Source organism: Aeromonas sp. INTO2 (genome assembly GCF_049860605.1).
Lineage (GTDB): Bacteria > Pseudomonadota > Gammaproteobacteria > Enterobacterales > Aeromonadaceae > Aeromonas > Aeromonas caviae.
Genome location: NZ_CP187588.1, coordinates 3,007,501 through 3,020,394, shown reverse-complemented (window position 1 = coordinate 3,020,394; position 12,894 = coordinate 3,007,501). Strand labels below are relative to the sequence as shown.

The window sequence follows — 12,894 nt, the reverse complement described above, 5'->3', positions numbered from 1 at the left end:
ACAAGATGAACAAGCACGGACTGTTTTCCCTGAGCGGCCTGGTATTGGCCCTCGGACTCTCTCTCTCCGCCCAGGCAGCCCAGGCGCTGCGGGTTGCCGCGGATCCACTGCCCCATGCGGATATCCTCGGCGAGGTGAAACGCCAGGACCCTTCGCTGGATCTGCAGGTGATCGAGCTCAGCGGCGGCATCAATGCCAATGCCCTGCTGGTGGCGGGTGATGTGGATGCCAACTATTTCCAGCACGTCCCTTACCTGCGGGATCAGGAGAAGGCGCTCGGCACCGAGCTGGTGGTGGCCGCGACCGTACACGTGGAGCCTCTTGGCATCTATTCGAAGAAGTTCAAACACCTGAGGGAGGTACCGGAAAAGGCGGTGATCGCCCTGCCCAACAATGTCACCAACCTGAGCCGGGCCCTCTATCTGTTGCAGCATGAGGGGCTCATCACCCTCAAGGCCGGCCATGAAGATCCGGCGCGGGATCTGGCGACGGTACACGACATCGCCACCAACCCCAAGGCGCTCAGGATCCTGGAGATCGAGGCGCCGCAGCTGCCGCGCTCCCTCGACGACGTGGATCTGGCGGTGATCAATGGCAACTATGCCCTGGAGGCGGGGTTGGAGCCTGCTCGCGATGCCCTGGGGCTGGAGAGCGCCCAGAACAATCCCTACGCCAACATCCTGGTGACCACCCCGGCGCTCAAGGATGATCCGCGGATCCGCCAGTTGGCGCGGGACCTGGAGTCCAGGGCGATCGCCGACTTCATTCGCAAGAGCTACAAGGGGTCGGTGATCCCGGTGGCCGGGCGGCAGTCATGATAGTGCTGGAGGGGCTCGGCAAGCAGTACCCGGGGCACGGGCAACCCGCTCTGGAGGGGGTGTCGCTCGAGATTCCGGATGGGGCCATCTACGGCATTCTCGGGCGCAGCGGGGCGGGCAAGAGCACACTCATTCGTTGCCTCAATCTGCTGGAGCGGCCAAGCCGGGGCCGCATCCTGTTCGATGGCCGCGACATCACGGCCCTGGAGGGGGCGGCCTTGCGCCGCCACCGTCAGGGGACCGGCATGATTTTCCAGCACTTCAATCTGCTGCACGCCCGCAGCGTGGAGGAGAATGTGGCGGTCCCGCTGGAAATCGCCGGAGTGGCGCGCCGGGAGCGGGCGGCCCGGGTCAGCGAGCTGCTGGAACTGGTGGGGCTTGGCGAGCACCGTCGCGCCTTTCCCTCCCAGTTGTCGGGGGGGCAGAAGCAACGAGTGGGCATCGCCCGCGCCCTGGTTGCCAATCCGCGCCACTTGCTCTGTGACGAGGCGACCAGTGCCCTGGATCCGGAGACCACGGAGTCGGTGCTGGCGCTGCTTGCCGACATCAACCGCCGCCTCGGGATCACCATAGTGCTTATCACCCACGAGCTGGAGGTGGTCAGGGCCATCTGCGATCACGCAGCATTGCTTGAACGGGGTCAGCTGGTGGAAAGCGGCGCTCTGGGCACCCTGCTGGCCAACCCCGACTCCCGCGTGCGGCAGGCCCTGTTGCCGGATCCCGAGATCCTGCGGCGTTTCATGGCGCGTCACGGAGTCACAGAGGAGGTGCGTTTATGCAGAGTCGCCTGAGTGTCGATGCCTTGCTCGAACTGATGTATCAGGGGTCGCTCGAAACGCTCTACATGGTGGGGGTGGCGGCCGTGTTCACTCTGTTGCTGGGGCTGCCGACCGGGGTGATGCTGGTGGTGACCCGTCCCGGGGGCGTGCTGCCCTTGCCCCGTCTCAACATGGTGCTGGGGATCGGTATCAACATCGGGCGGTCGCTCCCCTTCGTGGTGCTCCTGATCGCCCTGATCCCCCTGACCCGGCTGGTGGTCGGCACCTCACTGGGCAGCACCGCCGCCATCGTCCCCATCACCCTGGGGGCCTTCCCCTTCTTTGCCCGGGTGGTGGAGAGCGCCCTCGATGAGGTGGACAAGGGGCGCGTCGAAGCCGTGCTCGCCATGGGGGGCAGCGGCTGGCACGTGGTCGTCAAGGCGCTGCTGCCCGAGGCCTTGCCGGCGCTGCTGGCCGGACTCACCCTGACGGTGGTGATGCTCATTGGCTTCTCCTCCATGGCAGGGGTGGTCGGTGGTGGTGGGCTCGGGGATCTGGCGATCCGCTACGGCTACCAGCGCTTTGATGACAAGGTGATGGCAGGGACCGTGGTCATGTTGCTGCTGCTGGTGCAACTGGTACAGGGGGTGGGGGACAGGCTGGTGCGGGCACTGGCCCATCGCCGCTAGGGGCACGGCTTCTCATCAGGCCGGCCGTGAGGTGCCAGCCAATAAAAAAGCGAGCCTTGGCTCGCTTTTTTTGCAATCACATCAAGGGGTCAACTTAGTTGACGCGACGCTTGAATTCACCGGTACGGGTGTCGATTTCGATCTTGTCACCGATCTCCACGAAGGCGGCAACGGCCAGCTCGTAGGAGGTGCCCTTCAGGCGGGCAGGCTTGGTCACTTTACCGGAGGTGTCGCCACGGGCGGCCGGCTCGGTGTACTCGACTTCACGCACGATGGTGGTCGGCAGTTCTACGGAGATGGCTTTCTCGTTGTAGAAAGTCACTTCGCAGAGGTCTTCCATGCCGTCTACCAGGTAGTTCAGGGCATCACCCAGGTTGTCTTTCTCGACGTCGTACTGGTTGTACTCGGTGTCCATGAAGACATACAGCGGGTCGGAGTAGTAGGAGTAGGTGCACTCTTTACGCTCCAGCTGAACGACTTCCAGCTTGTCGTCTGCCTTGAAGACGGTCTCGGTGGCGCTGCCGTTCAGCAGACCCTTCAGCTTCATCTTGACCACGGCGGAGTTACGGCCGGATTTGTTGAATTCAGCCTTCTGGACCACCATCGGCTCGGTGCCGATCATGACTACGTTACCAGCGCGGATTTCCTGTGCGGTTTTCATGTAAAAAATTCCTGTTCGTGAAACGGACGGATAAAAACTGCCAGATTATATACGGCTTTCTAAAAATTTCACCAACCTCGTGACGAGATCCCCGTCCGCCAGCAGCCTCTGTGGCCAGGTGCGCCCATGTTGCTGCCATATGGCCGCGTATTGCGGCCATTGTGCCCAGAATTCACCGGTGTGTTCCCCCCGGTTGAGGGCATGGTTGAAGCGGCGCAGCCACTGACCGGCCGGCGCTGGCAAGGGGGAGAGGTAGTGGTCGAGAAAACCGTCCAGCTTGACCATGTGGGCATCCTCTTCCTGCTGGTAGATGTGCCAGAGGAAGGGGCGCCCCGCCCACTGGGCCCGCACGAAGGAGTCCTCCCCGCGCACCAGGTTGAGATCGCAGCTCCACAGCAGGCGATCGTAGCCCCTCTGATCGGTCATCGGCAGCAGCTTGATGGTGAGGTTGCCCGCCTGGAGCAGCGCGCCTGCCTTGGCCGTCGGAATGGCCTCTGCCAGCCCTGCGCCGATGAGCACGTCGTCGAGGGAGCGCCCCAGCGGCAGCAGCAGGGTGACGGGGGTGACGCTCTGGCGCCAGCCCTCGACCAGGCTCCTGAGCGCCTCGCTCTCGTAGGTGAAGAGGCTGACCCGCAGCTCGTCTTCTCGTTGGGGCGGCAGGCCGAGGCTGGCCCAGTAGGCGGCCAGTCCCGCTTCATCCTGTTGCCAGCGCTCGCGCTCGACGATAAGGCCGTGCTCGCACAAGAGGCCGCCCGTTTTCTGCGTGAAACCCGGGAAGAAGAAGTACTTGTCGAGGCGCTGGCTGCCGACCTGCTGGGGCGAGGCGAGGCCATGGCAATCCTCGACCCAACTCTCGGCCGAGAGGTATTCGAGGTTGATCCAGCAGGGGGGCGTGGTCTGCTCGGCCATGCGTTCGATAAAGGGGGCGGGCAGCTCGCAGGCAAACGCCTCGATGACCACCCTGGCCGGGGTCATGTCGGCGGGGAGGCGCTCGTGCCAGTGCTGGACATAGATGCCATCGACCCACTGACCGTCCTGTGCGGGGTCGAGCGCCGGGCAGATGCGGGCGAAGCTAGCCAGATCGTCCACCCAGAGCCGCACCTGCACCTCACTCTTCTGCGCCGGGAGCGCGCCTTCCTGTTTGAGCTGGCGGGCGAGTCGCCAGGTGACGCCGATGTCACCGAAGTTGTCGACGACGCAGCAGAAGATGTCCCAGTCGAAGGGGGGGAGAGGGCTTGTCATGGCGCGGGATCCCAGATGCAAAAAAACCGGTGCGCAGGGTAGCACACCGGTTGGTCGGCTTCTAACCGTCAGCGCGTGACGGGGTCTGTGGCAGGTTACTCCTTGCCGTAGACGTTGTTCTCCTGCTCGCGCACCCGGATGAAGGTGGTGCGTTTGGTGAGCTCTTTCAGCTGGCTGGCCCCCACATAGGTGCAAGTGGATCGCACCCCGCCCAGGATGTCGCGCACCGTGTTCTCCACCGGGCCACGGTAGGGCAGCAGCACGGTTTTGCCTTCGGAGGCGCGATACTCGGCGACGCCGCCGGCGTGCTTGTCCATGGCGCTGGCCGAGCTCATGCCGTAGAACTTCATGAAGGGCTCGCCATCGACCTCGACGATTTCACCGCCGCACTCTTCGTGAGCGGCCAGCATGCCCCCCAGCATCACGAAGTCGGCGCCGCCGCCGAAGGCTTTGGCCACATCCCCCGGGCAGGTGCAGCCGCCGTCACCGACGATCTGGCCACCCAGGCCGTGGGCCGCATCGGCACACTCGATGATGGCGGAGAGCTGCGGGTAGCCGACCCCGGTCTTGACCCGGGTGGTGCAGACCGAGCCCGGGCCTATGCCCACCTTGACGATGTCGGCGCCTGAGAGTATCAGCTCCTCCACCATCTCGCCGGTCACCACGTTGCCCGCCAGGATGACGTGGTTCGGGCAGGCCTCGCGGATCTTGCGCAGAAACTCGACGAAGTGCTGGGAGTAGCCGTTGGCCACGTCCACGCAGATGAAGCGCAGGGCGCTGGACATCGCGAGGATCTGGCGGGTCTTGGTGAAGTCCTCCTCCGAGGTGCCGGTGGAGACCATCACATGGCCCAGCAGGGCCGGGTCGGTCTCATTGACGAAGGTTTGCCACTGCGCAAGGCTGTAGTGCTTGTGCACCGCCGTCATCATCTCGAAGCTGGCCAGGGTACGCGCCATGGCGAAGCTGCCGACGGTATCCATGTTGGCGGCGATGACGGGCACGCCCTGCCATCGGGTCTGGGTGTGCTTGAAGGTGAACTGGCGGGTCAGGCTGACTTGGGAACGGCTCTTGAGAGTAGAGCGCTTGGGGCGAAACAGGACATCCTTGAAACCGAGCTTCAAGTCTTCTTCGATACGCATTGCGAATTCCTTATTGAGCCTTGTGTGAGAGGTCACTTTGCAGTGGCAACTTTTCGGCAGGCGCAAAAAAACCGGTGGTTTTCAGGCCCTCCGGTTTACAGCAGTGTAGGCAAAAATCCCGTCAGAACAAGACTGATAATTCACGCACCGCTGTGGTAGCCTTTGGCGTCACAACCTGAGGATGGCCGCCAGCGTCATCCAGCACCCTGTTCTCCCCTCGTTTCCCTGCTGCATTCCCCACTCACGCGCCGTGCCCGGCATGGATTGTCGCCTGTTGGCACCGCGTCCAGAGCCCGCTCCCCTGCACGCCAGAATCCGGTTGACCCGGCAGTTGGCTGTGATACATCTGGGCGCAAGACTGACAAGGCGAGAGAGCAAGATGGGCAAGAGAATGGTGGTGGCGGCCATGATGTGGGCGCTGTGCGGCAGCGCGATGGCGGCCCAGACCAGCTATGGCTGGATCGAGAAGGGGGTGCTGATGCCCTACGGAGTGGCGGTCAAGATGAAGCTCGATACCGGTGCTCTCACTTCGTCGCTGGATGCCCGCGACCTGAAGCATTTCAAGAAGGATGGCAAGCCCTGGGTGCGCTTCAACCTGGTGCTGACCGATGCCAATACCGACAAGGTGGTGCGCCGGAGCGTGGAGCGACCGGTGGAGCGCAGCGTGACGGTGCGCGGGGCGGGCGGCATGGAGCAGCGCCCGACGGTGACCATGTCCGTCTGCGTCGGGGACCAGGTCTACAAGGAGTGGTTCACCCTGCGGGATCGCAGCAAGATGATCTACCCGGTGCTGCTGGGGCGCCGTCTGCTGGCGGAGCTGGGACCGGTGGATTCGAGCCGGACCTTCACGGTACAGCCCACCTGCGACTAGGGTGGGGCTGCCATGAAAAACGGGGGCCTGGCCCCCGTTTTTCATGGCGTGCGCAAAGGCTGACCCCTCATGCCTGGCGCGAGACGGGCAGCAGCACGCTCACTTCGAGCCCCCCTTCAGGCCGATTGTGGATGTCGAGATCCGCTCCGTGAAGCTGGGCGATGCGCGAGACGATGGCCATGCCAAGGCCCACGCCATCCCCCTGCTGGGGATTGACCCGGAAGAAGCGTTCGCACAACCGGGAGAGGGCGGCGGTGGGGATGCCGGGGCCGTTGTCCCGCACATCCACCCGGATCCGGTTGCCCACCTGGCTCACCACCACGGCGACCTCGCCGCCCACCTGGGTGTAGCGCAGCGCATTGTCGATGAGGTTGCCGAACATCAGCTCCAGCAACATCGCCTGTCCCATTACCTGCACCTGTTCGGCGCCCTCCAGGGACAGCTGTTGATCCTTTTTCAGGGCGATGGGGGCCAGGGTCGCCAGGGTGCTCTGCAACAGGGGGTGCAGAGGGAGGGCGGTGAGGGCCGGGCTCTGCTGGTTGTCGATGCGGGCCTGGGTCAGCAACTGGCGGATCAGCCGATCGCTGCGATCGAGGGCCAGGAGCATCTTGCGCAGGGCCTGCTCCCGGCTCTGATCATCCTCGGCCGTCATGGCGTTCTCGCTGTGGATGCGCAGTACCGCGAGGGGGGTGCGCAGCTCGTGGGCGGCCTCGTTGGTGAACTGTTTCTCCCGATCCAGGGTGTCAGCGAGGGCGTGCATCAGCCGGTTGATCTCCCCCACCAGCGGCGTCAGCTCCTCGGCCTTGATGGCGAGATTGAGGGGGCTCAGGTTGGCGGGATGACGCTCGCCGATGGCTTGCGCCAGCTGGTGCAGCGGTGACAGTCCCCGGGTGATCAGCCACCACAGCAGACCGAGCAGGAAGGGCAGGGTGATGAAGAGGGGCAGCATGGTGAGGGTGGCCATCTTGCTGGCCAGCTCGCTGCGTTCGTCATCCCGCTCCGCCACGATGAGCCAGGTCTGTTCACCTTCGTTGTAGAGGGTAAAGGTGCGCCACTCGTGGTGATCCTTGGTCTCGCTGTTGAAGCCCCGCTCCAGGGTGGTCAACGGTTGGGCCGGGGCATTGGGCGAGCGCAGCAGCACGGCGCCCTGCTCGCTCAGCAACTGGAAGTAGAGGTTGTGCTCGAATTCATGGCCATAGGGGGTGAACTCGTTGTCCTGACCGAACTGGAAGAAGCCGCCCTTCTCGATGTGGGGCGTCTCGGGGACGGCCTGCACCCACTCCTGGTACACGGTGCCGTTGCGCGGCAGCTCGCCGCTCTGCTTGAGATAGCGGCTGAGCAACTGGTTGGTGATGCGGGCGGACTGGGCGAGACGGGCATCAAACAGCTCTTCCATTTCGTGGTTGGCCTGCAGGTAGCCGATAAGGCCGCTGATGGCGAGGCTGAGGCTGACCAGGGCCAGGATGCCGGAGAGCAGGAAACGGCGGATGGAACGGACACGGCTCATGGGGCGGAGGCTCCTCTTGCGCCCTGGACGTCGAGCTGGGGCACGATGTAACCGACGCCGCGAATGTTGCGGATGAGCTCGGGGAAGAATTTCTTGCGCAGGTGGTGAATGTGCACCTCCACCGCGTTGCTCTCTGCCCCCTCGTCCCAGCCGTAGAGGCTCTGTTGCAGTTGATCCCGGCTCAATACCCGGCCGCTCTGGGTGATGAGCTCCTGCAACAGCTTGTACTCATGGGGGGTGAGCTTGACCGGCTCGCCCCGATAGGTGACCTGTTGTGACGCGGGGAAGAGCTGCAGCTCCCCGTACTCCAGCACCGCCTGGGCCTGCCCCTTGCTGCGCCGCACCAGGGCGCGCAGCCGGGCGTTGAGCTCCTGCAGGGCGAAGGGTTTGACCATGTAGTCGTCGGAGCCTGCATCCAGCCCCAGTACCCGGTCGTCCAGGGCATCACGGGCGGTCAGGATGAGCACGGGCAGGGTCTGCCCTTCCCGGCGCAACTTGCGCAGCAGGCTGATGCCGTCGATGTCCGGCAGGTTGAGATCCAGGACAAGGGCGGCAAACTCCTCGCTCTTGAGCGCCGAGAGGGCCGGCATCCCCTGCTGGAGCCAGTCCACCGTGTAGCCGCTGCTGCGCAGGGCATCCACCATGCCGTCTCCCAGCATCACATCATCTTCCACCAACAGGATCCGCATTGTTCTCTCCCTCAAACGACACTGCCCACCAGTATGCAAGCTGGTGGGCAGAGTTGAAATAGCGCACTGTGCTGCTTGTGTTTACAGCTTGGCGAGACGCTCGCGAATTTCCATTCTGCGGCCCTCGTCCGCCACCTCGCGGCCAGGGCGGGCCGGGGCGGCCAGGGCCTTGTCCAGATAGACCTTCGCCTGTGCCTTGTCACCCTGATCCAGCAGGAAGTCGCCGTAGAAGAAGTTGGGGTCGATGCCGGTGGGATTGATGGCCAGCGCCTGCTTGAGCAGCTTCTCCGCCTTCTCGTCGTCTCCAAAGCCCACCGGCCAGCCCGGCACCTGGTAGTAGAGGGAGCCCAGGCTGGTGTAGGCCGAGCCTTCCAGCGCCTTGGGATCCTGCTTGATGGCGATCTCGAGCTTGGCCTTGGCCTCCTTCACCAGACCAAGGGCGCCGAGGCCGCCCTTGGCCCCCGCCCAGGTGCTCTTGACGATGGCGGACCAGATCAGCAGATCGGTGCGAAATGCCTCCTTGGCGCTCGCCTCATCGGCCTTGGCACTCAGGCTCTCCAGGCAGCTCTCCTTGGCTTTTCCGGTCTGCTGGTACTGGCAGTGGGCCCACTCCTGCTGAATGGTGGGCAGGGCATCGGCGGCCTGGGCCAGACCGCTTGCCAGCAGGCCTCCCAGGGCGAGCAACAGGGGGCCGTGACCAAATCGGGGACGGAAAGTGGTGTGCTTCATCTCAATGTTCCTTCTCGTTTGTCGCACAGGCGGGATCGCTCCTGTGATCGGGGGCTGGGGAGGCGGTGCGGCGGGCGTGGCGCTCGATGATCGGGCGCTGCTTGGCCAGGGCCATGTCCACCAAGGCGGGCAGCAGGCCGTTGAGCCGCACAAAGAGCTTTTCCGGCCAGCCGAGCCAGCGGCGGCGTGTCTCGTTGCACAGGGCGATGACGGCCTCCTCGGCCACGTCCTGTGGGCTGTCGGTCCGGGTGCCGAGCTCGGCATTCATGGCATAGGCCGCCTCGGAATTGAGGTGGGTGCGGGTGGCGCGAGGGGCAAAGTGCAGCACCTTGATGCCGGTTCCCTCCAGCTCCCGCCCCAGGGACTCGCTGAAGCCGCGCATGGCGAACTTGCTGGCGCAATAGACGCTGTAGCCGGCAAAACCGATGGCCCCGAGGCTGGAGCCGATGTTCATGATGATGGCGGGCTTGCGCAGCCGGGGCAGCAGGGCCCGGGTGAGCTGGATGGGCGCCTCGACGTTGAGCAGCAACTGGCGTGTCACCTGCTCGCTGCTCTGATCTTCCAGCCAGGCGAACTGGTTGCAGCCTGCACTGTTGATGAGCACGTCCAGCCCCTCGTCCAGGGCCGGATGTTGCAGCAGCTGCGCCCGCTCATGGGGAGAGCCAAGATCGGCCGTCACTGTCTGGTGGCGATCCGGATGAGGCAGCTCCCGGCGCAGGCGCTCCAGGGCGCTGGCCCGACGACCGTGCAACAGCAGATGGGCACCCTGGGCCGCCAGTTCATGGGCCAGGGCTTCACCAATGCCGCCACTGGCGCCAGTCAGCAGTATGCGTTTGCCTTCAAGCTTCATTGGCAGGATCCCGTGAGCTGATAGAGCATGTCGCCATAGAGGCGGTAGACCACCTTGGCGGCGTGAATGATGGCGGCCTGATCGGCGGCATCTTCCACCCGGTTCATCAGGGATTCGAAGAATTTGAGGTGCTCCTGGTCCAGGGCCCCGTGGGAGCTCAGGTAGCTCATGGCCTGGGGCGGCAGACCCAGACCGCTCTTGAGCTGGTCGGCGACGGTCAGGGCGATGGCGACGCTGGTGCCTTCCAGCACCTGCACCATGCCGAAGAACCCCATGGGGTTGCCGCGCTGGATCTGGTCGTAGAGGAAGGCCACCATCAACTCGATGGGCAGGCCCGGCTGGCCGTGGCGCACCGCCTCGGCATCACCGCCGCAGGCACGGATGTCGTTCAGGATCCACTCCTGATGGCCGTACTCCTCGTCGATGTACTCCCTGATGGCGCCACGCACCCATTCGTACTCCTGCCCCAGCTTGCCGCCGGTGGCCATCAGGAGCGGCACCGTGTGGCGCACGTGGTAGTAGGCCTGTGCCAGGAAGGCGAGGTAGGTGTCACGGCTGATGTCGCCGCGGCGGCAGGCCTCGATGATGGGGGCGTTGAACAGGCGCTCGCGCTCGCAGGCGGTGGCTTGTTGCAGGGTCTGGTAGAAGCTCATGAGGTCTCTCCTGTGAGGCATTGGCTGATCTGCCGGGAAAAATGGTGATAAATCTCGTTGCGACGGGGGCGCCCGTTGGCCGTCAGGAGGCCGGGGAGCTGATCCAGGGCGACCGGCAACCAGTGATGGATGCGGGCGTAATCGGGCAACTGCTGGTTGAGCCGGGCAATCTGCTCTGGCAATTGGGACTGGCTGCCCGGCAGCGGCTGGATAAGGGCCACGTTGGCGGGCTGACCGTCACCGAAGATGACGATGCGGGCGATGGCCGGGCAGAGCTGGGCCTGGGCTTCCACCCACTCCGGGGAGAAGTTGCGGCCAAAGGCGGTGATCTGCACGTTCTTCTTGCGCCCCGTGATATGGAGATAGCCCTCCTCGTCGATCCGACCCAGATCCCCTGTGGCGATCTGGCTGCCCGTCTCGCCTTCTTCCCCCAGGTAGCCCAGCATGGCGCTGCCGCTGACCATGACTTCGCCGTCTGCGGCGATCGTCACCTGGCAGTGGGGCAGGGGCAGGCCGACGCTGCCGGGACGATCCCCGTGGGGGCCGTTCAGGGCGACCACGGAGCCGCATTCGGAGAGACCGTATCCCTCATAGACCGGCAGCCCCGCCGCACGGGCGTGAGCGATGAGTTCGGGGGCGACCTTGCCGCCGCCCACGGCGACGAAGCGCAGGGTGCCGAGCTGTGTCGCCAGGGCAGGGGTATTGAGGCACAGGGCCAGCAGCAGGCGCAGCAACTCGGGTACCAGCACCAGGCTGTGGCTGGGCCAGCGCAGCAGTGCCTGGGCCAGGGCCGCAGGATCCAGCTTGCTGGAGCCCGAGAAGCCGAGTTCCCCCAGGGAAGGGATGCGGCTGCAGGCGCCGGTCAGCAGCGGTACATACAAGCCGGTCAGGTTCTCCAGCAAGGTGGTGAGGGGCAGCAGGGTCAGGTGTTTCTCAACCCGGGCAGGGGCCACCCGCAGGGCAAGGGATCCGCAGACCGCCGTCATCTGTTCCAGCGACAGGCAGACCCCCTTGGGCTGGCCCGTGGTGCCCGAGGTATAGGTGATCTTGGCGGTGCCCGCCGGCAGCTCGGGCAGGCTGGTTGGGATGCGGCGCCACAGGGGCACGGCCTGCTCATCCGGCCTGCCTGCCATCAGCACGAGCGGCGCGGCCGCCTGCCATCCCTGGTGCTCGGGCCCCACCAGGGCATCGGCCCCGCAGCTTTCCAGCAGCCAGGCCTGTTGCGCCGGGCTGAAGAAGTGAGGCACGGGAATGACCACTATCCCGGCCCGGGTGCAGGCCAGATCGATCAGGGCCCAGGACAGACCGTTGTCGAGCTGCAGGGCCAGGCGGCGAATGCCGGCGTGCTGCAAGCGGTCGGCCAGGCGCTGGATCTGCTGCCACAGGGTCCGGTAATCCAGCTCTCCCTGGCTGCCTTGCAGTGCGGGCTGTCGCGGCGTCAGGCTGTCGTGGCGGGCGATGGCGTCGAACAGGCTCATTGAGCGCACCTCTTGTCATGGCCGGCCTGGTCAAAAAGCATGGGCATGGGCCCCAGCAGGTTGAGCAGCAGGCTGCTCTGGGCGAGCACCTCGCGCCCCTGGTTGAGGTCGCCCGCCATGACCCTGGGCTGACAGCGGTAGTACTCCCCCCAGGCGCTGGCGTCTTCCCCGACCTGGTGGGCCTCTGCGAGTGCCAGCTCCACCGGGTTGAGGCGCAGCCGGGCAAAGCTGTTGCGAAGCTTGGCGGTGCCGGTGAACACCACGTAGTCCAGGGCGTTGTCGCACAGCAGTCGGCACAGGGCGGCAAACATCAGGCGGGCATTGCCCGGCTCGCGGCAGGCGAGGTTGCCCACTTCGATGATGCGGCTGCGGGCCGGACGTACCCCGAGGCGGGTTTCGATGGCGGCCTCGACGGGCTGTTCCAGGTACTGCTCCAGATAGAGGGGCTGCTCACGCTCGCCATGGCTGGCCTGGTTGAGGCCGCAGGCGCCGACCAGCACGCCGTCTGCCCGGTAGAGTCCGAGCAGGCAGGGCAGAAAATGGGGGATGCGGGCGTTGAATTCGAGGGTGTAGGCGGCCTGGATATAGGTTTGCAGCGCCATGACCTGCTGCTCTGATTCGGCCAGGATCAACCTGTAGGGGGCTTGGATCTCGCTGGTCATGGTTGGCTCCTTCTCTTGGAATGGCTTGAGAGTAAAAGGGCAAACTTAAGAAACCCTTAAGGCGCAAAAAAAGACGAAAAAATCTGGCGGGCGGTGAAAGGGGATCGACGGGGGCACAAGACAAAACAGTTGCCAGCGGCGGGCGCGG

At 64.9% G+C, this 12,894-nt stretch carries 14 protein-coding genes; 4 read left to right on the top strand and 10 right to left on the bottom strand.

What is annotated here, in order from left to right; genetic code table 11:
* Positions 1-5 precede the first annotated feature (5 nt).
* From ACPW74_RS14225 to ACPW74_RS14215, 3 genes are read left to right on the top strand one after another with little or no spacing between them, the layout of a single operon-like run.
* Entirely contained in the window at positions 6-818 is an 813-nt protein-coding gene (locus ACPW74_RS14225; RefSeq protein WP_042014517.1) for a MetQ/NlpA family ABC transporter substrate-binding protein, read from the top strand.
* Positions 815-1,609, top strand: a complete 795-nt coding sequence (locus tag ACPW74_RS14220; protein WP_425858244.1) for a methionine ABC transporter ATP-binding protein — start codon at positions 815-817, stop codon at positions 1,607-1,609. Before ACPW74_RS14225 ends, ACPW74_RS14220 begins: the two co-directional genes overlap by 4 nt.
* Complete coding sequence (locus ACPW74_RS14215) at positions 1,594-2,265, top strand: methionine ABC transporter permease (protein WP_124244808.1); 672 nt, start codon at positions 1,594-1,596, stop codon at positions 2,263-2,265. Before ACPW74_RS14220 ends, ACPW74_RS14215 begins: the two co-directional genes overlap by 16 nt.
* A 94-nt stretch (positions 2,266-2,359) precedes the next feature.
* On the opposite strand, the gene efp is transcribed toward ACPW74_RS14215, so the two are convergent.
* The 3 genes from efp to ACPW74_RS14200 all read right to left on the bottom strand — a co-directional run bounded on the left by efp (position 2,360) and on the right by ACPW74_RS14200 (position 5,307).
* A complete protein-coding gene (gene efp, locus ACPW74_RS14210) occupies positions 2,360-2,926 on the bottom strand; it encodes an elongation factor P (RefSeq protein WP_010673788.1) in 567 nt (188 codons plus the stop codon).
* 45 nt (positions 2,927-2,971) lie between these two features.
* Positions 2,972-4,168 (bottom strand): elongation factor P maturation arginine rhamnosyltransferase EarP, encoded by a 1,197-nt coding sequence (gene earP / locus ACPW74_RS14205; protein ID WP_425858243.1) that lies wholly within the window; start codon positions 4,166-4,168, stop codon positions 2,972-2,974.
* A gap of 95 nt (positions 4,169-4,263) precedes the next feature.
* Positions 4,264-5,307 carry a GMP reductase gene (locus tag ACPW74_RS14200; protein WP_010673790.1) on the bottom strand — a complete coding sequence of 348 codons (1,044 nt, stop codon included), beginning with the start codon at positions 5,305-5,307 and terminating at the stop codon, positions 4,264-4,266.
* 409 nt (positions 5,308-5,716) lie between these two features.
* On the opposite strand from ACPW74_RS14200, the gene ACPW74_RS14195 reads away from it, so the two are divergent.
* The gene (locus ACPW74_RS14195) at positions 5,717-6,178 is read left to right on the top strand and encodes an ATP-dependent zinc protease family protein (RefSeq protein ID WP_053288956.1); all 462 of its coding nucleotides are present in this window, start codon (positions 5,717-5,719) and stop codon (positions 6,176-6,178) included.
* A gap of 67 nt (positions 6,179-6,245) precedes the next feature.
* On the opposite strand, the gene ACPW74_RS14190 is transcribed toward ACPW74_RS14195, so the two are convergent.
* The 7 genes from ACPW74_RS14190 to ACPW74_RS14160 form a co-directional block, all read right to left on the bottom strand.
* A complete protein-coding gene (locus ACPW74_RS14190; protein WP_425858240.1) occupies positions 6,246-7,685 on the bottom strand; it encodes an ATP-binding protein in 1,440 nt (479 codons plus the stop codon).
* Positions 7,682-8,374: a response regulator gene (locus ACPW74_RS14185; RefSeq protein WP_041215642.1), complete on the bottom strand. Its 693-nt coding sequence runs from the start codon at positions 8,372-8,374 to the stop codon at positions 7,682-7,684. The genes ACPW74_RS14190 and ACPW74_RS14185 overlap by 4 nt, the downstream gene beginning before the upstream one ends.
* An 81-nt stretch (positions 8,375-8,455) precedes the next feature.
* Positions 8,456-9,103: a tetratricopeptide repeat protein gene (locus ACPW74_RS14180; protein WP_113068846.1), complete on the bottom strand. Its 648-nt coding sequence runs from the start codon at positions 9,101-9,103 to the stop codon at positions 8,456-8,458.
* 1 nt (position 9,104) lies between these two features.
* A complete protein-coding gene (locus ACPW74_RS14175) occupies positions 9,105-9,953 on the bottom strand; it encodes an SDR family oxidoreductase (protein WP_039039562.1) in 849 nt (282 codons plus the stop codon).
* Positions 9,950-10,606, bottom strand: a complete 657-nt coding sequence (locus ACPW74_RS14170) for a TenA family transcriptional regulator (RefSeq protein ID WP_039039563.1) — start codon at positions 10,604-10,606, stop codon at positions 9,950-9,952. The genes ACPW74_RS14175 and ACPW74_RS14170 overlap by 4 nt, the downstream gene beginning before the upstream one ends.
* Positions 10,603-12,084: an AMP-dependent synthetase/ligase gene (locus ACPW74_RS14165; RefSeq protein WP_425858239.1), complete on the bottom strand. Its 1,482-nt coding sequence runs from the start codon at positions 12,082-12,084 to the stop codon at positions 10,603-10,605. Before ACPW74_RS14165 ends, ACPW74_RS14170 begins: the two co-directional genes overlap by 4 nt.
* Entirely contained in the window at positions 12,081-12,746 is a 666-nt protein-coding gene (locus ACPW74_RS14160) for a thermostable hemolysin (protein WP_425858237.1), read from the bottom strand. Before ACPW74_RS14160 ends, ACPW74_RS14165 begins: the two co-directional genes overlap by 4 nt.
* Between the last annotated feature and the right edge of the window lie 148 nt (positions 12,747-12,894).

Bases quoted from the DNA above. Each gene is read 5' to 3' on its own strand.
- ACPW74_RS14175 (WP_039039562.1), bottom strand. From the start codon at position 9,953: ATGAAGCTTGAAGGCAAACGCATACTGCTGACTGGCGCCAGTGGCGGC.
- ACPW74_RS14195 (WP_053288956.1), top strand. From the start codon at position 5,717: ATGTGGGCGCTGTGCGGCAGCGCGATGGCGGCCCAGACCAGCTATGGC.
- ACPW74_RS14215 (WP_124244808.1), top strand. From the start codon at position 1,594: ATGCAGAGTCGCCTGAGTGTCGATGCCTTGCTCGAACTGATGTATCAG.
- ACPW74_RS14185 (WP_041215642.1), bottom strand. From the start codon at position 8,374: ATGCGGATCCTGTTGGTGGAAGATGATGTGATGCTGGGAGACGGCATG.
- earP (WP_425858243.1), bottom strand. From the start codon at position 4,168: ATGACAAGCCCTCTCCCCCCCTTCGACTGGGACATCTTCTGCTGCGTC.
- ACPW74_RS14220 (WP_425858244.1), top strand. From the start codon at position 815: ATGATAGTGCTGGAGGGGCTCGGCAAGCAGTACCCGGGGCACGGGCAA.
- efp (WP_010673788.1), bottom strand. From the start codon at position 2,926: ATGAAAACCGCACAGGAAATCCGCGCTGGTAACGTAGTCATGATCGGC.
- ACPW74_RS14165 (WP_425858239.1), bottom strand. From the start codon at position 12,084: ATGAGCCTGTTCGACGCCATCGCCCGCCACGACAGCCTGACGCCGCGA.
- ACPW74_RS14180 (WP_113068846.1), bottom strand. From the start codon at position 9,103: ATGAAGCACACCACTTTCCGTCCCCGATTTGGTCACGGCCCCCTGTTG.
- ACPW74_RS14190 (WP_425858240.1), bottom strand. From the start codon at position 7,685: ATGAGCCGTGTCCGTTCCATCCGCCGTTTCCTGCTCTCCGGCATCCTG.
- ACPW74_RS14170 (WP_039039563.1), bottom strand. From the start codon at position 10,606: ATGAGCTTCTACCAGACCCTGCAACAAGCCACCGCCTGCGAGCGCGAG.
- ACPW74_RS14200 (WP_010673790.1), bottom strand. From the start codon at position 5,307: ATGCGTATCGAAGAAGACTTGAAGCTCGGTTTCAAGGATGTCCTGTTT.
- ACPW74_RS14225 (WP_042014517.1), top strand. From the start codon at position 6: ATGAACAAGCACGGACTGTTTTCCCTGAGCGGCCTGGTATTGGCCCTC.
- ACPW74_RS14160 (WP_425858237.1), bottom strand. From the start codon at position 12,746: ATGACCAGCGAGATCCAAGCCCCCTACAGGTTGATCCTGGCCGAATCA.